This is a genomic window from Photobacterium sp. ABD4_091, from assembly GCF_056160145.1.
Window position 1 is genome coordinate 2,117,000 of the sequence record NZ_JBSWWQ010000001.1, and the last position, 18,066, is coordinate 2,135,065.

Consider the following 18,066-nt stretch of genomic DNA (forward strand, 5'->3'; position numbering starts at 1 on the left):
TCATCATAATCATTCACGCTTGTATTGTTTTTTGTTGTGCATCAACTATGTACGTACTCCACCACTCCATTAGCTCTCGCCTTCTTTCAAGATAGTCAGTTCTATTGTATGCGCGTCTGACTTCATTTTTGTCTACGTGAGCAAGGCACGCTTCAATGAGCATTGGATCAAATCCATGCTCATTCATTGCAGTACTAGCGATGGAGCGCATACCATGTGCTACCAGTTCTCCATCATAACCCATTCTTTTTATTGCAGCATTTGCCCCTTGTTCACTTCGATGCTTCAAAGGGTTTTTATCTGACGGGAATATATGCTCGCGATGTGAGGATATAGGCTTAATATCATGCAATAAATCAATAACTTGCTGGGATAACGGGATTCGATGCTCCCTTTTCATTTTCATCCTCTCTGCTGGAATAATCCAAACTCGATCCTCAAAGTTGATTTCCTCCCATCGAGCTCCAGCTGCTTCACTAGCTCTAGTCATAGTATGTAGCTGAAAGTGTATTAAATAGCGTGTAATACGCCTTATATTGGCGTTGTGGATGTTTGTCATGAGGTGTGGTAGCTCACTTGGGGGAATCGTGGGCATGTGCTTCTTTTGAGGCTTGAGAAAGGCTGCTTTAATACCTTGAAGTGGATTGGAGTGGATGGCTCCACAATTGACCGCATAGGTCATTATATCGTTCAGCCTTTGACAGAGCCGCCGTAAAGTCTCTAGTGAGCCATTAGCTTGTACGGACTGTAATGTCTCTATCATAGCTGGAGCCGTGATTTCTTTTACTGGTGTGTTTCCGTGTGAGGGGAATACATGAAGCTCTAATGACCGCCATACGTCAGATGCATAGTCTTCAGAAATGGTTGATTTTTTAACTTCCATCCAATCTGTAGCGACTTTGAGTAACGTTCCATTTGCGTCTAGCTGTGCTTGTCTCTGTTTTTCTTTTTGATTCTTTTTGGGGTCGATTCCACGGGCGACAAGCTCTCTTGCTTCATTTGCAGCCTTTCTCGCGTTAGCTAGAGAGACTTTCGGGTAACTAGAAAGGGACAATCGAGATTGTTTTCCAGTATCAGGGCATTTATAGACAAAACGCCATGCTTGTGTGCCATTTGGCATAACTCGGAGTTGTAGGCCTTGTCCATCAGACAGTACATACTCTTTATCTCTTTTTTTGGAGCTCTTGATCTCTTTATCGGTAAGAGGTTTGGTCATCCGTGCCATTTGATTTACCCAAAATAATGTACCCAATGTCTTCAGGGTAAATGATTGGGTATTAAAGCAGCAAGATATTGTGAGACAACATGAGACATTAAGATTAGATAACTTAATGATTGGGAGGGGTTTAGATACTAAAACGGGACGTCCTAAGACGTCCCGTTCCAAACGTTTGGTGGAGCTGGCGGGAGTTGAACCCGCGTCCAAAAAACTGTCATTTTGTCAGGCGTTTATTGCTGACTTAGGGGAAGCGGTGTCTCACTTTTACTGCATGTGGGACACCAACTGTGACACTTTTAAAACGAAATAGTGTGTATTACGCACAGAGCAAACTACCAAGTTCATTAGTCGAAAACCGTTCGGTTCGGACTTCTCTCAAGACAAAATGTAAACGAAAAGCCAGTTATCTATCGGCTTTAATAGATAATGAGGTTCATCATTATTTTTCCTCTGATATAGCCCTAGATGCTGTTCTTGCAGTTGAGAAGGTCAAGAGTATTCATACCTCTATTCGTGATGGCAAAGCGTTCTCAAGTCATCCAAAGCGCAAAGCTAGAACGATTCGGTTCAAGTTATCTAAGTGTATTGATGAGTGGTTGGTTCAAAAGAGACTTGAAAAGGTATGGACTAACAAAAGCGAAGAAGATGCTATTCGGAAGATCCAGCTACTTTATACATGGATACCTAAAGCATCTGGCCTTGAAAGTTATCATTCCTCAGACCTTAGACAGTTAGCTAACAAGATCAAAAATTCGCTTCTGTCAAAAGGTTTGGCAGCAGCTACAGTGAATAAACATTTGCAGCTATACGGATATATCTGCAAATGGTTAGTTCGTCATGGCTATTCACCCATCAACCCATTCGAAGGAATGTCTCTCAAAGCCTCCAGGAGAGCACAGGAGCAGCGTGTGGCATTTACCGATGAACAAGCTTTAGTTGTCCTAGAAAAGTCACGAGAAGCTAGTTTAGGCACTATCAGTGGTATGCAAAAAAGAGATTACTATCAATGGCTAACGCTCATTGGTATGTACTCAGGTATGAGGTTGAATGAGGTGTGTCAGTTGTATCTTGATGACATCCACCAGCATGAAAATATTTGGTGTTTTAAGGTGACTGATGAACGAGTGGATCAAAGAGTCAAAACACCTAGTTCGGTTCGTTATGTTCCTATCCATCCAAAGATACTGGAAGCTGGCTTACTTGAGTATTCCGATGCACTAAAAGCTCAAGGGCATGAACGCTTAATGCCTGAGTTGTCATTTTCCAGAGATGGATATGGTAAGAATGCATCTCGTTGGTTCAACGAGCGTTTTCTTCAAACTGCTTTATGTGATGAACTTGGAGAGTGTAAAGCTGTTTATCACAGCTATAGACACACAGTAGCCGATAAAATGATGAAGATAGGCGTAGATGTCTCGATAGCTGGCGCTGTACTCGGTCATGCTCAGTCTGGAGAGACTTATGGTCGATATGGAAAAGGTTACTCTATAGTCTTGTTGCACAAAGCTATTGAATGTGTCAGTTATGATCATAAAACTATATAGTTCAAAGCATCTTGAAGGAGAGGGCATGGAAAATAAGTTATACCATCTCAAAGTAGTCAGGCAGAAGCTCCGTGAAAATGATGAAGCACGAGGTGGTTTTAAAAGTAAGTTCGAGCCAGCAACTTTTGAGGAGTTTGAGGAGGGCAATGCTATACAGGGCAAGCTTGTGTCTCAAAGAGATAAGCTCTTAAGTGGTTTGGATAGTCTTGAGAGCTTTTTGGACAGGAAGCAAACTCCTACAATAAGTAGCTATGAAGAAGTTTGTGAAGGTCGAAAAGTATTTACTGCTTCTGCTGCAACTATTAGCAAGCAAGGCTATTCCAAGGTCATTGAGCCTCTAAACAGGAAACCAAAAAAGTTCTTTAATGGTATTCGTGAGCTGGTGGCAGAGCAGAACTTAAAAGTAGAACATAACATCCGCTATGAGTATGACTTGCAGTTTTTTAGAGTAGGGCGAAAGAAAGATCCGAATAGCATTATTATCAAGATAATAAAATACAAAGACGGCATCGGAGATAGCTTGAGTTGGGTTGGTCTTATTGAAGATAGTTTTCATGTCATATATGAAAAAGCGACTGAATAGTAGGGGTAGGTGAAACTGAAAGTAGCAACACCTACCCCTAGTGTTGTTCTTTATTGTTTTTCTTAAGTTGTTGTTTATTATCTATTTTTGTTGTTTTCTTTGCTTTTTATTATGAAAACTCTCGTATATATAAACTATAGCGACTTGAGTTTCTTATTGAACGTTGACTCGTACCGAGCTATTGGTGCGTTCATAGTTTGAGGCTTGGTTATAAATCTCAATATGAGAGGTAGTAACCAGACACGAAGTGTCTGTGTTCTACTTCACGAAGTGAAGTCAAAAAATATAAGCAACTATGATAGGAACTTAGCAAACCGTTGGTTTGCACGATGCTAACGCATCGTAGTTCTTGGTTTCGTTAGTGAGTTTTTCACCGAACCATATTCACGGTACGTGATGACGGTGAATGAAATATGTAACCCATCAATATAAAAAGGAACCATTAATATGATGAAAACATCAAAAGACTACTCAGGGTAAATAGCTCTAGATAAGTTGCATTTCTCTGTAAGTTGTTGAAAATTATAACTTAGACTTTTTGTCAGTCATATGGAAATAAACAACATAGGGCAATATTTTTTAGGGGGGTGCCCCCCCTCTCTCAAGAGTGCTTCTCAGAACTACTTTTGAACATATTAAACCTTATTATTTAACACAGTGATAAGTCGTTTGTAGAACAAGTCAGTCTCAGGGTTATATGATGGAAAGCCACCCCAATAGTAGTTCCCAAGGACTTGTTTTACATTGTCATAGTGATATTTGAGGGTAGTAGCTCTTTGTCTTGGAGTGTTTCCTAGAGCATCAGATATTTTGGCTTTCCAAGGATGGTTACTGCCCATGATATTTTCATTTCTAGCTATCAGCTTTCTTATGAAGTGCTCACCCACAACCTTATCGAGCTTTTGTAGGTTACATTCTCCATGAGACAAAACTAGGTTCCAAACTTCATCGTGTTGAAGTACTTGCCTAGGAAGAACGTGATCGACATGAATATCAGACCCCATCTCCTCCCCACAGTAAAAACAAGTATTACCTTGATAGCCTTGTAGGAATGGGATGTTGTTAGTTAAAGACTTTCTGGCATACCCATCCTTCAAGTAAACTTCTCTTATGTCATTTGCCAGTGAGAAGTTAGTTTGAGCAGATGAAAATGCACCTTCTAAAATACCCCAACGAGCATTCACTTCTTCAAATGCTTGGGTTCTTTGGGTATCTGACAAGTTTAAGAGTGGGTCTTTTAGTATCAAGCGACGACCAAAGTCTATCTCGTAAAAGCGATCAGAAACTAGAGCTTTGTTACGACCAATAGTTTGGAAACGAGGCACTACATGCTCGAAAGCATCTTTAGCAACTAGCTCAAGTGCTTGTTGATAAGATATTTTTTCTAGCTGATACTCTTTGACTATCCGCTCCATTAAGGTTCGTTTACTAGCGTTGCCCTGCTGAGGCATTGGGTTATCTGTGAGACGCTTTAAGTAAAGATCGAAGTAGTGCTTGGATAAGTCCTCCCACTCAAGGATAGTTTTTTGTTCTGATGAAGCCGTTAAGAGAGTGCTACCCAATGCCATTTTGTACGTAGCATTGTTGAGCCCATATAAGATAATACCCTTTAATGTATCTTCATCACTAAACATAGTTATCCTTTTATCAGAAGTGCATTGAGCCACTGTTCGGTTTCTCGCCCTGGCCTTAAGTCACTAGTTATCCAGTGCTTATGTACTGTAAGTTGGCTTGGAAGTACCTGTGTTAAACGCTCTAAGTCAAGATTTGTGAATGATCGGCCATTTCTCTCAACTTCATCAGTACCAAGCTTGAAAGAGCAATAAAAGGCACCTCCATTCACTAAGTTCAGGCTTAAGTTGTTGAAACACTGTTTTAGCTCTACCAATGGAACATGTAAAAGTGAGGCGCATGCCCATACAGCGTCAAAACTATCCTGTGATATGAACTCTTGAAAGGTAGTTATTTCAACATCTTGTCCAATGTACTTTGCAGCCATCTCGCCAAGGGTTTTGCTTGCATCCATAGACCTAACTTTGAAGCCCTGCTCTATGAAAAACTTACTGTCTCTGCCAGAACCACAACCAGCATCTAGGATGGTTCCTTGAGGTGGAACATGAGGTAAAAACTCTTTGTAAAGAGTGTTCATATCGACATCAATGGTCGATAAAAAGAAGTCTTCAGCGTTTTGGTCGTAGTACATAGCTTATGTATGGTGGCGTTTTTTCTTATCTTATCACTTTTGACTATCAGCACCTAAATAGCTATTGGGAGGGTACGGCACATACAATAGATGTAAGTGCCGTTTTTGATATCACTTGAAGTTACGTACAAGTTTGTATGTGATCGAGCTATTATCTGCCTTCAAAACTTCAATAACTGCACCTTTGTAACCAATAACATTAGAGTTCGATAGGTCATACTCTACTTCATTGTTAAAGGCAGGACGTGCGTGATCATTTGAAAATTCACGGTAGCCAATGTTTATTTTGTCGCCTACACGACCGCTATAAATGAGAGTTTGTTGAAAAGAGTTACCCTGCTCAGACTGTTTATTCTCAAAGGTTAAGTTCCCAGCATAACAACTTTCAATTGCAGTTGTCGTTAAAACACAGACTTGAGATAAGTCATTCTTCTTAACACGCATACCTGCTATTGGGTCTGACAACAAGCCTGCGACTACACCTTGAGCTGAAAAGTAGTAGTAGTCCTTATCGTTCCCTAGTTGAGCATAGTCGGCTGCTGGGATATCACGCTTAACACCATCGATGCTGTTGTGAACACGAAGCACTGTAGTAGTTGATATAGTCCCTTTTTCTACAAGATGCTCACCAATATAAGCAGTTACAACCTGTCCCTTCTCTGGGTAGTCAACTTTCTGAACATCAGTTAGCGCACCGTTATATTTCATCGAGGTACAGCCAGATAATGTCATGATCGCTAGAGCAGCTAATGTTTGTTTATTCATCATTTTACCTATATTTTACCGTCCGGCGTACTATATATGGTTATAAAAGAAACAGCAATAGTATGCATGTAAGTTGTAAGGAGTATTAACTCGTTACTTTGGGTAGGTCACATAGGTCTAACCAAAATAACTATGACCCATCCTGGTTCTTATAGTTGGATTCATAACTTAAATGAACTATAGTTCTTATAAGTATTCAAAAGAACCAATAGGGCGGGAAATGAAGTTAAGAGCGTATCTACGAGCATCTACAGATGAACAAAATGCTGAACGTGCAAAACAGTACGTTACAGACTTTGCTCATTCACATGATCAAGTCATCCATCAGTTTTACGTCGAAAATGAAAGTGGTCGTAAATATGACCGTCCTGAGTTAAATAAGCTCATTGATGAGTCTGAAGATGGTGATGTGATACTAGTAGAGCAGGTTGATCGCCTTACTCGTATGACCACAGAGGACTGGGAGAAGCTAAAGGACAAGCTCAAGTTACATGGTGTTCAAGTAGTCGCTATCGACTTGCCAACTAGCTATCAGGTGTTATCTCCAGTATCAGATGAACTAACCAACGACGTAATGAAGGCTGTATTGAAAGGTATCAACAGTATGATGCTTGATATCCTTGCTGCTATGGCGTCAAAGGACTATGAAGACCGTCGTCGTCGTCAAGCTGAAGGCATTTCGCAGAACAAGGACAAGTTCAAAGGGAAGCAACAAACTCAAGAAACAGTGGATAAATGCTTGAAAGCCAACAAGCTGATAGATGAAAACAAGTTATCTCAAATAGAAGCGTGCAAACTGGCGGGAGTATCTATCTCCACATGGCGTAGGTTCAACAAGGGAGTGAAGCAATGAAGCCATTAGGTGTGCTGAATGAAGTCATTAACAAACATCTAGGGTTTGATGACAACGAACTGCTTGATATTGGGTTTAGCCCTGAGAAGAAGATAGATGAGACAGAACAAGAAAGTGAATAGTATTTAGCGACTTAGGAAGTCGATGCTCATATAATAACCTTGTTGCTTATCAAGGAGTATTCATGAGTTCACCTATTCTAGAGTCACTACCAGCTATTCATGTAACTGTTATTGGTGTCGTTGCAGCTTTTTTCTCTGCATTTGCTGTTTTCGCTTTTCAAAAGGTTCAAGAGGCTAAGGATAAAGTTGAGAAAACTTTAAAGGAGGCTGAAGCATTTGGAACTCCTAATAACTTTATTGGAGGCTCACACACTAACCTCCTCAATGAGGATGGGTTATTAAACTGGGATGAGTGTAGTCGTGATGTATTGCACAGTGCTACAACGATGTTTTCTCATTTGGATACAAAAGCTAAATATGGGTATGACGTAGGTCATCACCGAGAACCAACGGCAGAAGAAGTATCTAAAGTTGCTAGTGACTTAATGTTGATGCTGCATTATGTATTTACCACTTACCCTTTTAATGGCAAGTCGATGGTACACATTGGTGGGGTCACAGATAAAGTTGAAGAACAAAAGAAAAAACCTTTTGATATTAATAGACTAAGTGAGATGCAAAGCCGCATCTCATACTTGTCATGGTGTTGGAAAACTGGGCATTTATCCATTCTTGAGTTAGCAAACAGGTATACAGCGATAAAACAAGCTGAAGAGCATCAGAGAAGGGATGAACAACACCAACGAATGATAGCTTCTCTTCCTGAGGGAGCACCTCAAGAAATGGTCGATCAGATGACAAGGCGTGTTTATGAGCATCCAACTACAACGACAAACTTTGTTGAAATAGTCACTTATTATTTTGAGAAAGTCATGCAGTACGAACAGCAAGTTGTACCTGTCCTTTCCGAAGTTCTGAATGAGTACAAGAAGTACAATGAAAGATTTAAGATAAAGCAATGGAGCTTGCTTGTTATAAGACTTATTGTTTTTATTTTGGCACTAGGAGTATGTGTACCTCTTATTGCACTGGAAGTTCTGGCTGGTGCAAGTAGCTTTAACTGGAATGGCTTCTGGGTCGGCTTTGCTGAACACTTTATTTTACTATCAACAATGTGTCCGTATTTCTATGCATGCTGGTATTTTTATAACAAGTTGAAAAAGTTATCTTTTCAATAGCAGAGAATGCGTATATGTGCTGAAGCAAAGGGGTGTGGTTAATAGCTTGGACAGATATTGACGAAGAAATGTGACACCAAGTGTGACACTTGCACATACAAAAACGGTGCCATACAATAGCCTAAACTATTGATATGACACCGTTTCCAAACGTTTGGTGGAGCTGGCGGGAGTTGAACCCGCGTCCAAAATCAGTCTAACAGATGGCGCTACATGCTTAGTCTTTCTATATTCTCGTAAGAGCACTGCGGAAAGACACGCCATGCCAATACATACCAGAATTCTATTTCGCGGTTCACCTCTCTGGTCGAAGGTTCCCTCGCTATCTTGTTTGGGTTTGAACCCCTGTTGGTCCCCGTCTTACAAGCGGAAGCTAGGGCAGGAGCGCTCTTAGCAGGTTATTAAGCTGCTAGTGCGTAGTTTTCGTCGTTTGCGACTATTTTTTTGCGGCTTTTTTACGAGGCCAACCGCACCTCGGCATGCTCCACAAGCCTTCGTGATCCTGTCGAATCCTAAATCAGCCCCAGAGTTAAGGCGATGGTAACAGAATTTCACCTAGCGTCAATACAATTCCCTACTAGTGCGTTTCTTATGGATGAAAATCCATCAAATCACTGTTGGGAAAAGACTATTAGCGCAAGCTGCTCTTCATGATACGCGCCTTGTCACGTGCCCAATCTTTGTCTTTCTTGTCGGCACGCTTGTCGTGTAGTTTCTTACCTTTTGCCGTACCTACTTTAAGTTTAACCCATGAACCCTTCCAGTACATGGAAAGAGCCACGATGGTTTCGCCATCGCGGTTAACGGCACCCATCAGCTTGTCGATTTCACGGCGGTTCAACAATAGCTTACGTGTACGGGTAGGATCGGCCACTACGTGGGTCGACGCGGCGTTCAGTGGGGTGATCTGCACACCCGAAATGAAGGCTTCGCCGTTGCGCAGGAACACGTAGCTTTCCGAGATGTTTACCTTACCAGAGCGGATCGCTTTAACTTCCCAGCCCTGGAGCTCCATGCCGGCTTCGTACTCGTCGCTGATCGCGAACTCGAAACGGGCGCTTTTGTTCTTGGCAATAGTATTGCTACTTTGCTTTGGTTTTTTCTTTGCCATAAATACTCTTGAATGTTGCTGTCCCAGCCACAGATAATTGGGCTGGTCGAAAAAGTGTCTATTTATAAATCAATGAGATGAAGTCAATAAACACGCTTATTTTGGCTGTTAGCTCAGTAATGGTATCATTGGGCTTGTCCTTGTCATAGGTTTTCACCTGCAATGCGCACAAATCCTAGGACAGGCGGCACGTTTTAACCGTAAGGAGAAGCTATGCCTCAGATCAGCCGTTCTGCATTAGTACCATTTAGTGCAAAACAAATGTTTGAACTTGTTAACGATGTTGAATCCTACCCTGCATTCTTGCCGGGCTGCTCGGGTACCAAAATTTTAGAAAGCTCCGAACAGCATATGATGGCCTCGGTGGATGTGTCCAAGGCCGGGATTAAGAAGACATTTGTGACACGTAATGATCTGACTGACGGTAGTGTGATCGCCATGCAATTGGTCGATGGTCCATTCAGCCGCTTGGTCGGTGGTTGGCACTTCACCGAGCTCGATGCCGAAGCGTGTAAGGTTGAACTTAAGCTGGACTTTGAATTTACCAATGGCTTGGTGGAAGCGGCGTTCGGCAAGGTATTCCGCGATTTGACCAACAACATGGTGTCTGCATTTACCCAGCGTGCGCGAGAGATTTATGACTTCTGAAGAAAGGCTGATCCACGTAGAGGTAGTGTATGCCCTGCCTGACGTGCAGAAGGTGATCCGCGTGACAGTGACGCCGGATATGCAGGTGCAGCAGATCATCGAGCAATCCGGGGTGCTAGCAATGTATCCGGAGATTGACCTCAAGAAAAACAAGGTGGGCATCTACAGCCGCAACGTGAAGCTCGATGCAACGGTTCATGATGGTGACCGCATTGAAATTTACCGTCCGTTGCTGGCCGACCCTAAAGAGATCCGTCGAAAACGAGCGGAGCAAGCCAAGCAAGAGGCTCTGGCTGCCAAAGAAGAGAAAGCCTAATTTAGTGTTTCCATAGAGACAAACATGAAAAAGCTCGCCATTGGCGAGCTTTTTGTTTTCTGACAACCAGCAATTTGTTCCCGAACAACTTTAGCACTTAGTTGAATGAGTACTTAGTTGAATTGCTCCATGAATTGAGGGCTTTTCTCGTAGTCCCCCTCAAGGCTGGTTAGCTGATTCTGGGCATTGAATTTCAGGATCAGGTTTTTCTGTTGCGGCTCTTCGTGGCCCGGCTTGTGGTAATAAACATAGTACCAAGTATCTGGGTACTCAGGTTCTACCAGCATTGGCGAGCCTAGTACAAACTGCACCTGCTCTTTGTTCATTCCGTATCGAAGGGTGTCGATATCTTTCTGCTCCAGGTAGTTACCCTGGTTAATATCAATTCGGTAAACCAGTCGTTCAACGACTGAACAGCCACCCAATAAACTGACCGCCAAAGTCACGGCAGCAAGGTTCTTCCAACTCATAGCATCCCGGCAAGTTCGCTTTATTCTGCAGCGATGATAAACAACACCCGAGCAGAAGTAAAAAAGCAGTAAAGAAAAAAACTGTAATTGAGACTACAGTACAACCATTTAGTTGCACTGCCCATTAAGTTTATTCTATTTATGCCGCAACAAGCAGTTCTTTTGCGTTTGCCAGTGTCCGTTCGGTAATTTCGCTACCGCCAAGCAGTCGGGCAAGTTCGTTAACACGGGCTTCCTGTGTCAGCGGGAACATGTTGGTTTCAGTCTGGCCCTTGCTGGATTTCTTCGCCACGAACATCTGCTGGTGGCCACAACCAGCAACCTGCGGCAAGTGGGTCACACACATTACCTGGGTTGACTCGCCCAGGGTGCGCAGCATCTTGCCGACGATGGCAGCGGTCGGTCCACTGATACCCACATCGACTTCATCGAAAATAAGGCTAGGGGTTTCGACTTTCTGCGCCGTGATCACCTGGATAGCCAGCGAGATACGTGACAGCTCACCACCGGAGGCCACTTTGCCCAGCGGTTGCAACGGCTGCCCCGGGTTGGTCGAGACCAAGAAGGTGATGGTGTCGAAACCCAGCGGGCTGAGCATACCTTCGGTATCGCTCTGGACATCAATTTTGAACACGCCGTTTTCCATGCTGAGCTGGTGCATGCTGTCGGAGATCTTTTTGTCTAGCTCCTTGGCATAGCGTTGGCGGCTCTTGCTTAGCTTCTCTGCGCTAGCCAGAAACTTCTGGCGCAGGCATTCGACGTTCTCGGCGATTTCTTCCAAGCGCTCATCGCTGCAATCAAGGTTCTCAAGCTCTTTGAGCAGCTCCTGATGCTTGTTGTATAGCTCTTCGGGCATCACGTAGTGTTTGCGGGCAAGCGACATGATCTTGGCTAAGCGCTCTTCAAGGTACATCAAGCGCTGAGGGTCCATATCCATGTTATCGAGGTAGCTGCGTAGCTCCTGGCTCGCTTCTTGTACTTGGATGATGGCTTCTTCGAGCATTTGCGGAATAGCACTTAGGTTGCTGTCGATTTCCCCGAGGTTGGCGACTTCCTGACATGCTGACTGCAGCATGTTGAGGGCGTTGCAATCTTCGTTGTCATACAGCATCGCCAAGGCGTTTTGGCTTGATACAGCTAGCTCGCCGCTGTTGGATAGGCGCTTGTGCTCTTCCTCGATCTCGGCGTACTCGTCTTCGGCCAAAGCCAGCTCGTTGAGCTCTTTGACCTGATACTGGATCAGCTGTTTTTGCGCTTCGTTCTCTTCACGGTTCTGAACCAAACGCTTGTATTCGTTGTTGGCCTGGCGCCAGCGCTGATAGTGGTTGCGAGTCTTTTCCATCAATTGATGGTGGCCGGCGTACTGATCCAGCATCTGCTGCTGGTAGTCAGGGCGCATCAGTTGCTGGTGGGCATGCTGACCGTGGATGTTGATTAGCAGTTGGCCCAGCGCTTTTTGCTGCGAGGCCGGTACTGGACTGCCGTTAATGAACCCACGAGAACGGCCTTCTTTGGTGATGACGCGGCGCAGGATACACTCGTCACCGTCAATCAGCTCGTTGTCTTCCAGCCAGCGGCGGGCGGCTTGGTTGTTGAGCAATGAAAAGGCGGCAGAGATTTCTGCTTTGTCTTCGTTCGGGCGAACCATGCAGGCTTCGGCGCGATCACCCAAACACAAGCCAAGTGCATCGATGGCAATAGACTTACCTGCACCCGTTTCACCGGTGATGGTGGTCATTCCCGGTTTAAGTTCAAATTCAAGGTTTTTGACAATAGCAAAGTTTGAGATCGTCATATGAGCCAGCATGTGTTCACCTGTTTAAATCAACACCTGTTTTTTCATACAGTATATACTGTATCTACATACAGTAAAGTACTGTTGGTGAAATTTTTCCAACAAAGCTTGATTTAGGTTAACGTTCTGAAAATTGGCAATAAAAAAGCCAACCGCAGGGTTGGCTTCAGAATTCGTTAACTGAGGTGTTTTTCGCTAGAACAAACGGCTCGACCAGCCCAACTTGCCCCGGAGTACTTCATAGTAGCTGTAATTCTTTGGATGGATCAGCCGAAGGGTTTCCGGGCTCTGGTAGATATGGATCTCATCGCCGGGGCTGACAGGCAGGGACACCTGGCCGTCGCAGCTGACTTCCAGCGTGCTGCCATTGGTCGGCGAAACCAGTAGTTTTATCCGGCTGTTGCCATCGACTACCAGTGGTCGGCATGACAGGGTATGCGGGAACATAGGTACCAGTGAAATCGCATTGAGCTCGGATGACAGGATAGGGCCGCCACCGGATAGGGAATAAGCGGTTGAGCCTGTCGGGGTCGAGATGATCAGGCCATCGGATCGCTGCGAGAATGCGAAAGTGTCATCAATGTAGACCTCGAATTCAATCATGTGGGCGATTTTATCCGGGTGCAACACAGCTTCGTTGAGGGCGGCGTTGCGGCTTTTGATCAAACCGTGGCGGTGGACTTCCGCTTCGAGCAAGAAACGTTTTTCGACCACATATTCGCCATTGAGTACCTGCTCGAGCTCCTCTTCAAAGGCATCGGGATCGAGATCGGTCAAGAAACCTAGGCTTCCGCGGTTGACACCGATCACCGCAATATCGAAGCGTGACAGTACCCGGGCGGCACCCAGCATATTGCCGTCACCACCAACCACGATCGCCAAGTTGGCTTTGTCACCAATGGTCAATAAGTCGCAGAACACGGCTTTGGGCAATGACAAGTCGTTGGACAGTCGGTGGTCAACAAGTACGTCATAGCCTTTCTCGACCAGCCATTTGTAGAGGCCCATATGGGTTTGCAAGGCTTCGGGGTTGCGGGGTTTGCCAATTATCGCGATAGTCTGGAAAACGCGTGTCATGTCCATGATCCGACAAATAAAGAGATGCCCAGTATAGCGTCAGGATTAGACACTTGTCGCGCATTGTGAGCGATATCGGCTTGAATCATTGAACTTCATCCCCATAATATGCGCATAAGCGAGTTTTTTTGGATAGAGCTGATTATTCTATCCTCCATTGAATACCATGATCTTGGCGGAGAAGCGAAAGCATGAGCAACGAAGAGAAAAAAGTACAGGACGAACAGCTACAGCAAGAGCAAACTGTTGAAGCGGTTGAAACTGAATCTGCTGAGGAAGAAGTAGTTGAAATGACCCTTGAAGAGCAGCAGGCAGCACGCATCGCTGAGCTTGAAGCGGCTTTGCTAACCAGTGAAGCGAAAGTACGCGAGCAGCAAGACAGTGTTCTGCGTGCCCGTGCCGATGTTGAAAACATGCGTCGCCGCAGCGAGCAAGAAATCGACAAGGCACGTAAGTTTGCTCTGAATAAGTTTGCTGAAGAGCTACTGCCGGTTATCGATAACATGGAACGTGCTATCGAAATGGCAGACAAGAATGATGAAGCTATCAAGCCAATGGTTGAAGGCGTTGACCTAACCCTGAAGACCATGATGGGTACGGTCGAGAAATTCGGCCTGAAGCAGCTTAACCCTATCGGTGAAGCCTTCAACCCTGAATTCCACCAGGCGATGTCTATCCAGGAAAGCGCCGAGCACGAGCCAAACACTGTGATGTTGGTGATGCAGAAGGGTTACGAGCTGAATGGCCGCGTGGTTCGCCCTGCAATGGTAATGGTGTCTAAGGCTGCGGCTGGCAACATCGATACCCAGGCATAAGCGGGATAGCGATTGAGCAAAGCCCGCTTCGAGCGGGCTTTTTAATTTTTTTTGATTTTTTTTCGTTGTCGCCCTTGAAAACAATTTGGCTGCCCTTATCTAGTAGTCATACGACATCGTAAATCAATTTCAGCGGGTGAAACCGCGCTGTCAGTGGCGTTATGGTAACGGGCTGGCAAGTAAGCTAAATGAATTTCGGAGAAAGCCTGATGGGTAAAATCATTGGTATTGACTTGGGTACAACTAACTCTTGTGTAGCAGTACTTGATGGTGACAAGCCACGTGTAATTGAAAATGCTGAGGGTGAGCGCACAACGGCATCTGTGATCGCTTACACCCAAGACGGTGAAACTCTAGTTGGTCAGCCAGCTAAGCGTCAGGCGGTAACAAACCCTGAAAACACGCTATTCGCAATCAAGCGTCTTATCGGTCGTCGCTTTGAAGACGAAGAAGTACAGCGCGACATCGAAATCATGCCTTTCAAAATCGTTAAGGCTGACAACGGTGATGCTTGGGTAGAAGCAAAAGGTCAGAAAATGGCTGCTCCTCAGGTTTCTGCTGAAGTACTTAAGAAAATGAAGAAAACTGCTGAAGACTTCCTAGGTGAGGAAGTAACTGGCGCGGTTATCACAGTTCCAGCATACTTCAACGATGCACAGCGTCAGGCAACGAAAGATGCCGGCCGTATCGCAGGTCTTGAAGTTAAGCGTATCATCAACGAACCAACAGCTGCTGCTCTGGCTTACGGCCTAGACAAGCAGGGCGGTGACCGTACTATCGCGGTTTACGACCTTGGTGGTGGTACTTTCGATATCTCTATCATCGAAATCGACGAAGTTGAAGGCGAGAAGACGTTTGAAGTTCTTTCTACCAACGGTGACACGCACCTAGGTGGTGAAGACTTCGATAACCGCATGATCAACTACTTGGTTGACGAGTTCAAGAAAGAGCAAGGTATCGACCTTAAGAACGATCCGCTAGCGATGCAGCGTGTTAAAGAAGCTGCTGAAAAAGCGAAAATCGAACTATCTTCTGCACAGCAGACTGACGTAAACCTACCTTACGTAACTGCTGATGCGACTGGTCCTAAGCACATGAACATCAAAGTGACTCGTGCGAAACTAGAATCTCTAGTTGAAGACCTAGTACAGCGCTCTCTAGAGCCACTAAAAGTTGCTCTAGCTGACGCAGACCTATCTGTAGGCGACATCACTGACGTAATCCTAGTTGGTGGTCAGACTCGTATGCCTATGGTTCAGGCGAAAGTATCTGAGTTCTTCGGCAAAGAGCCACGTAAAGACGTGAACCCAGACGAAGCTGTAGCAGTTGGTGCTTGTGTTCAGGGCGGTGTTCTTGCTGGTGACGTTAAAGACGTTCTACTACTAGACGTTACTCCACTATCTCTTGGTATCGAAACCATGGGTGGCGTAATGACTAAGCTTATCGAGAAAAACACCACTATCCCTACTAAGGCGAACCAGGTGTTCTCAACAGCTGAAGACAACCAGAGCGCGGTAACTATCCACGTTCTACAGGGTGAGCGTAAGCAAGCGGGCTACAACAAGTCTCTTGGCCAGTTCAACCTAGAAGGTATCAACGCGGCACCTCGCGGTATGCCACAGATCGAAGTAACCTTCGACCTAGATGCCGACGGTATCCTGCACGTATCTGCGAAAGATAAGAGCACAGGTAAAGAGCAGAAGATCACTATCCAGGCATCTGGCGGTCTGAGCGACGAAGATATCGAGAAAATGGTACAAGAAGCAGAAGCTAACAAAGAAGCGGACAAGAAGTTCGAAGAGTTGGTAACTGCACGTAACCAAGCTGACCAGCTAGTTCACGGTACTCGCAAGCAGATCGAAGAAGCAGGCGAAGCTCTTCCAGCGGAAGACAAAGCAACTATCGAATCGGCTGTAAGCGAGCTTGAAGAAGCTCGTAAAGGCGAAGACAAAGAAGCGATCGACGCTAAAGTTCAAGCGCTAATCGCAGCTTCTCAGAAGCTAATGGAAATCGCTCAGCAGCAGGCTCAAGCACAGCAGGCACAAGCTGGCGGCGAGCAGCCACAGCAAGAGCAGCAAGACGACAACGTAGTTGACGCTGAGTTCGAAGAAGTTAAAGACGACAAGAAATAAGATAGTTAATTCTTATTCTTAGTTGAGCGCGGGCGTTGGAGTTTACTCTTGCGCCCGTAGCTGTATTAAGGCAGGTGACAGATAAGTATGTCAAAACGAGATTTTTACGAAGTTCTGGGCGTAAGTCGTGATGCGTCAGAGCGTGATATCAAAAAGGCTTACAAGCGCCTTGCAATGAAGTTCCACCCTGACCGTAACCAGGGTGACGAGCAGGCGGCTGAGAAATTCAAAGAAGTTAAGACTGCATACGAAATCCTAACGGATCCTCAGAAGAAAGCAGCTTACGACCAGTACGGCCATGCAGCCTTTGAGCAAGGTGGTATGGGCGGTGGTGGCGGCTTCGGCGGCGGTGCTGACTTCGGTGATATTTTCGGTGATGTGTTTGGCGATATCTTCGGTGGCGGTGGCCGTCGTGGTGGTCAGCAGCGCGCGCAGCGTGGTGCCGACTTGCGCTACAACATGGAGCTGACACTGGAAGAAGCGGTTCGCGGTTGCAGCAAAGAGATCCGTGTTCCTACCTTGGTTCACTGTGATACCTGTGACGGTTCTGGTGCTAAGAAAGGCACTTCAGCCACTACGTGTGGTACCTGTCATGGCCAAGGCCAGGTGCAGATGCGCCAAGGCTTCTTCGCCGTACAGCAGACCTGTCCGCACTGTCACGGTCGCGGTAAGATCATCAAAGAGCCTTGTGGCACGTGTCACGGCCAGGGCCGCAAAGAAGAAACCAAGACGCTGTCTGTTAAAATTCCTGCCGGTGTGGATACAGGCGATCGCATTCGTCTATCTGGCGAAGGTGAAGCAGGGGAGTTCGGTGCACCAGCTGGCGATTTGTACGTACAGGTCCATGTTGCCCAGCACCATATCTTTGAGCGTGATGGCAACAACCTATACTGCGAAGTCCCAGTAAGCTTCACTATGGCTGCCTTGGGTGGCGAGGTTGAAGTCCCTACCCTTGATGGTCGCGTGAACCTGAAAGTACCGTCTGAAACGCAAACTGGCCGTATGTTCCGCATGCGTGGCAAGGGCGTGAAGTCTGTACGCGGTGGTGCAATGGGTGATCTTATCTGTAAGCTGGTGGTTGAAACCCCGGTTAACTTGAGCGCCCGCCAGAAAGAGCTGCTACAAGAGCTTGAAGAAACCCTTGGCGGCAAAGCGGCAAAGAAGCACAAACCTAAGGCTGAAGGTTTCTTTGACGGTGTGAAGAAGTTCTTCGATGATCTGACTGGTTAATCAGCCCGTAAGATTAGGAATTTATAAAGCCAGCGCAAGCTGGCTTTTTTGTGTCTTGTGTCTTG

Annotated in this window: 18 protein-coding genes and 1 other RNA gene; 10 read left to right on the plus strand and 9 right to left on the minus strand. The window is 45.4% G+C overall.

The annotated features are described in order from the left end of the window. Positions 1-13 precede the first annotated feature (13 nt). Entirely contained in the window at positions 14-1,225 is a 1,212-nt protein-coding gene (locus ACXAGQ_RS09775) for an integrase domain-containing protein (protein ID WP_475253610.1), read from the minus strand. 281 nt (positions 1,226-1,506) lie between these two features. Here ACXAGQ_RS09775 and ACXAGQ_RS09780 point away from each other — a divergent pair, with 281 nt between their 5' ends. Continuing rightward, complete coding sequence (locus ACXAGQ_RS09780) at positions 1,507-2,763, plus strand: site-specific integrase (RefSeq protein WP_475253612.1); 1,257 nt, start codon at positions 1,507-1,509, stop codon at positions 2,761-2,763. Positions 2,764-2,788: 25 nt separating this feature from the next. Continuing rightward, positions 2,789-3,346: a hypothetical protein gene (locus ACXAGQ_RS09785; protein ID WP_475253614.1), complete on the plus strand. Its 558-nt coding sequence runs from the start codon at positions 2,789-2,791 to the stop codon at positions 3,344-3,346. Positions 3,347-3,981: 635 nt separating this feature from the next. Here the strand turns inward: ACXAGQ_RS09785 and ACXAGQ_RS09790 are convergent. From ACXAGQ_RS09790 to ACXAGQ_RS09800, 3 genes are all read right to left on the minus strand, one after another. Further along, complete coding sequence (locus ACXAGQ_RS09790; protein ID WP_475253616.1) at positions 3,982-4,980, minus strand: HNH endonuclease; 999 nt, start codon at positions 4,978-4,980, stop codon at positions 3,982-3,984. 2 nt (positions 4,981-4,982) lie between these two features. After that, a complete protein-coding gene (locus ACXAGQ_RS09795) occupies positions 4,983-5,549 on the minus strand; it encodes a class I SAM-dependent methyltransferase (RefSeq protein WP_475253618.1) in 567 nt (188 codons plus the stop codon). A gap of 111 nt (positions 5,550-5,660) precedes the next feature. Further along, positions 5,661-6,314 (minus strand): hypothetical protein, encoded by a 654-nt coding sequence (locus tag ACXAGQ_RS09800; protein WP_475253620.1) that lies wholly within the window; start codon positions 6,312-6,314, stop codon positions 5,661-5,663. Positions 6,315-6,486: 172 nt separating this feature from the next. Here ACXAGQ_RS09800 and ACXAGQ_RS09805 point away from each other — a divergent pair, with 172 nt between their 5' ends. From ACXAGQ_RS09805 to ACXAGQ_RS09815, 3 genes are all read left to right on the plus strand, one after another. Continuing rightward, entirely contained in the window at positions 6,487-7,167 is a 681-nt protein-coding gene (locus ACXAGQ_RS09805; RefSeq protein WP_475253622.1) for a recombinase family protein, read from the plus strand. Continuing rightward, positions 7,164-7,289 carry a hypothetical protein gene (locus ACXAGQ_RS09810; protein ID WP_475253624.1) on the plus strand — a complete coding sequence of 42 codons (126 nt, stop codon included), beginning with the start codon at positions 7,164-7,166 and terminating at the stop codon, positions 7,287-7,289. The genes ACXAGQ_RS09805 and ACXAGQ_RS09810 overlap by 4 nt, the downstream gene beginning before the upstream one ends. A 62-nt stretch (positions 7,290-7,351) precedes the next feature. Further along, the gene (locus ACXAGQ_RS09815) at positions 7,352-8,407 is read left to right on the plus strand and encodes a hypothetical protein (protein ID WP_475253626.1); all 1,056 of its coding nucleotides are present in this window, start codon (positions 7,352-7,354) and stop codon (positions 8,405-8,407) included. A 155-nt stretch (positions 8,408-8,562) separates the two neighbouring features. Here the strand turns inward: ACXAGQ_RS09815 and ssrA are convergent. Next, positions 8,563-8,932, minus strand: a transfer-messenger RNA (tmRNA) gene (gene ssrA, locus ACXAGQ_RS09820). A gap of 106 nt (positions 8,933-9,038) precedes the next feature. Beyond that, positions 9,039-9,518 (minus strand): SsrA-binding protein SmpB, encoded by a 480-nt coding sequence (gene smpB / locus ACXAGQ_RS09825; protein WP_475242532.1) that lies wholly within the window; start codon positions 9,516-9,518, stop codon positions 9,039-9,041. A gap of 213 nt (positions 9,519-9,731) precedes the next feature. Between smpB and ACXAGQ_RS09830 the strand changes: the two genes are divergently transcribed. Continuing rightward, on the plus strand, positions 9,732-10,166 hold the full coding sequence (locus ACXAGQ_RS09830; protein ID WP_317525120.1) for an SRPBCC family protein: 435 nt from the start codon (positions 9,732-9,734) through the stop codon (positions 10,164-10,166). Beyond that, positions 10,156-10,482 (plus strand): RnfH family protein, encoded by a 327-nt coding sequence (locus ACXAGQ_RS09835; RefSeq protein WP_475253628.1) that lies wholly within the window; start codon positions 10,156-10,158, stop codon positions 10,480-10,482. Before ACXAGQ_RS09830 ends, ACXAGQ_RS09835 begins: the two co-directional genes overlap by 11 nt. Positions 10,483-10,595: 113 nt before the next feature. Here the strand turns inward: ACXAGQ_RS09835 and bamE are convergent, their stop codons facing one another. From bamE to nadK, 3 genes are all read right to left on the minus strand, one after another. Then, positions 10,596-10,952 carry an outer membrane protein assembly factor BamE gene (gene bamE, locus ACXAGQ_RS09840; RefSeq protein WP_222552896.1) on the minus strand — a complete coding sequence of 119 codons (357 nt, stop codon included), beginning with the start codon at positions 10,950-10,952 and terminating at the stop codon, positions 10,596-10,598. A 139-nt stretch (positions 10,953-11,091) separates the two neighbouring features. Further along, complete coding sequence (recN, locus tag ACXAGQ_RS09845; protein WP_475253630.1) at positions 11,092-12,759, minus strand: DNA repair protein RecN; 1,668 nt, start codon at positions 12,757-12,759, stop codon at positions 11,092-11,094. 183 nt (positions 12,760-12,942) lie between these two features. Next, positions 12,943-13,824: an NAD(+) kinase gene (nadK, locus tag ACXAGQ_RS09850; protein ID WP_475253632.1), complete on the minus strand. Its 882-nt coding sequence runs from the start codon at positions 13,822-13,824 to the stop codon at positions 12,943-12,945. Between the two features lie 191 nt (positions 13,825-14,015). On the opposite strand from nadK, the gene grpE reads away from it, so the two are divergent. The 3 genes from grpE (at position 14,016) to dnaJ (ending at position 18,001) form a co-directional block, all read left to right on the plus strand. Beyond that, entirely contained in the window at positions 14,016-14,639 is a 624-nt protein-coding gene (gene grpE, locus ACXAGQ_RS09855) for a nucleotide exchange factor GrpE (RefSeq protein WP_475242528.1), read from the plus strand. A gap of 209 nt (positions 14,640-14,848) precedes the next feature. Beyond that, a complete protein-coding gene (gene dnaK / locus ACXAGQ_RS09860) occupies positions 14,849-16,771 on the plus strand; it encodes a molecular chaperone DnaK (RefSeq protein ID WP_475254715.1) in 1,923 nt (640 codons plus the stop codon). A gap of 87 nt (positions 16,772-16,858) precedes the next feature. Next, positions 16,859-18,001 carry a molecular chaperone DnaJ gene (dnaJ, locus tag ACXAGQ_RS09865; protein ID WP_475253634.1) on the plus strand — a complete coding sequence of 381 codons (1,143 nt, stop codon included), beginning with the start codon at positions 16,859-16,861 and terminating at the stop codon, positions 17,999-18,001. Positions 18,002-18,066 lie beyond the last annotated feature (65 nt).

Coding starts and splice junctions, on each gene's coding strand:
- ACXAGQ_RS09775 (WP_475253610.1), bottom strand. CDS start 1,225: ATGGCACGGATGACCAAACCTCTTACCGATAAAGAGATCAAGAGCTCC.
- ACXAGQ_RS09785 (WP_475253614.1), top strand. CDS start 2,789: ATGGAAAATAAGTTATACCATCTCAAAGTAGTCAGGCAGAAGCTCCGT.
- ACXAGQ_RS09790 (WP_475253616.1), bottom strand. CDS start 4,980: ATGTTTAGTGATGAAGATACATTAAAGGGTATTATCTTATATGGGCTC.
- ACXAGQ_RS09795 (WP_475253618.1), bottom strand. CDS start 5,549: ATGTACTACGACCAAAACGCTGAAGACTTCTTTTTATCGACCATTGAT.
- ACXAGQ_RS09800 (WP_475253620.1), bottom strand. CDS start 6,314: ATGAATAAACAAACATTAGCTGCTCTAGCGATCATGACATTATCTGGC.
- ACXAGQ_RS09805 (WP_475253622.1), top strand. CDS start 6,487: ATGAACTATAGTTCTTATAAGTATTCAAAAGAACCAATAGGGCGGGAA.
- ACXAGQ_RS09810 (WP_475253624.1), top strand. CDS start 7,164: ATGAAGCCATTAGGTGTGCTGAATGAAGTCATTAACAAACATCTAGGG.
- ACXAGQ_RS09815 (WP_475253626.1), top strand. CDS start 7,352: ATGAGTTCACCTATTCTAGAGTCACTACCAGCTATTCATGTAACTGTT.
- smpB (WP_475242532.1), bottom strand. CDS start 9,518: ATGGCAAAGAAAAAACCAAAGCAAAGTAGCAATACTATTGCCAAGAAC.
- ACXAGQ_RS09830 (WP_317525120.1), top strand. CDS start 9,732: ATGCCTCAGATCAGCCGTTCTGCATTAGTACCATTTAGTGCAAAACAA.
- ACXAGQ_RS09835 (WP_475253628.1), top strand. CDS start 10,156: ATGACTTCTGAAGAAAGGCTGATCCACGTAGAGGTAGTGTATGCCCTG.
- bamE (WP_222552896.1), bottom strand. CDS start 10,952: ATGAGTTGGAAGAACCTTGCTGCCGTGACTTTGGCGGTCAGTTTATTG.
- recN (WP_475253630.1), bottom strand. CDS start 12,759: ATGCTGGCTCATATGACGATCTCAAACTTTGCTATTGTCAAAAACCTT.
- nadK (WP_475253632.1), bottom strand. CDS start 13,824: ATGACACGCGTTTTCCAGACTATCGCGATAATTGGCAAACCCCGCAAC.
- grpE (WP_475242528.1), top strand. CDS start 14,016: ATGAGCAACGAAGAGAAAAAAGTACAGGACGAACAGCTACAGCAAGAG.
- dnaK (WP_475254715.1), top strand. CDS start 14,849: ATGGGTAAAATCATTGGTATTGACTTGGGTACAACTAACTCTTGTGTA.
- dnaJ (WP_475253634.1), top strand. CDS start 16,859: ATGTCAAAACGAGATTTTTACGAAGTTCTGGGCGTAAGTCGTGATGCG.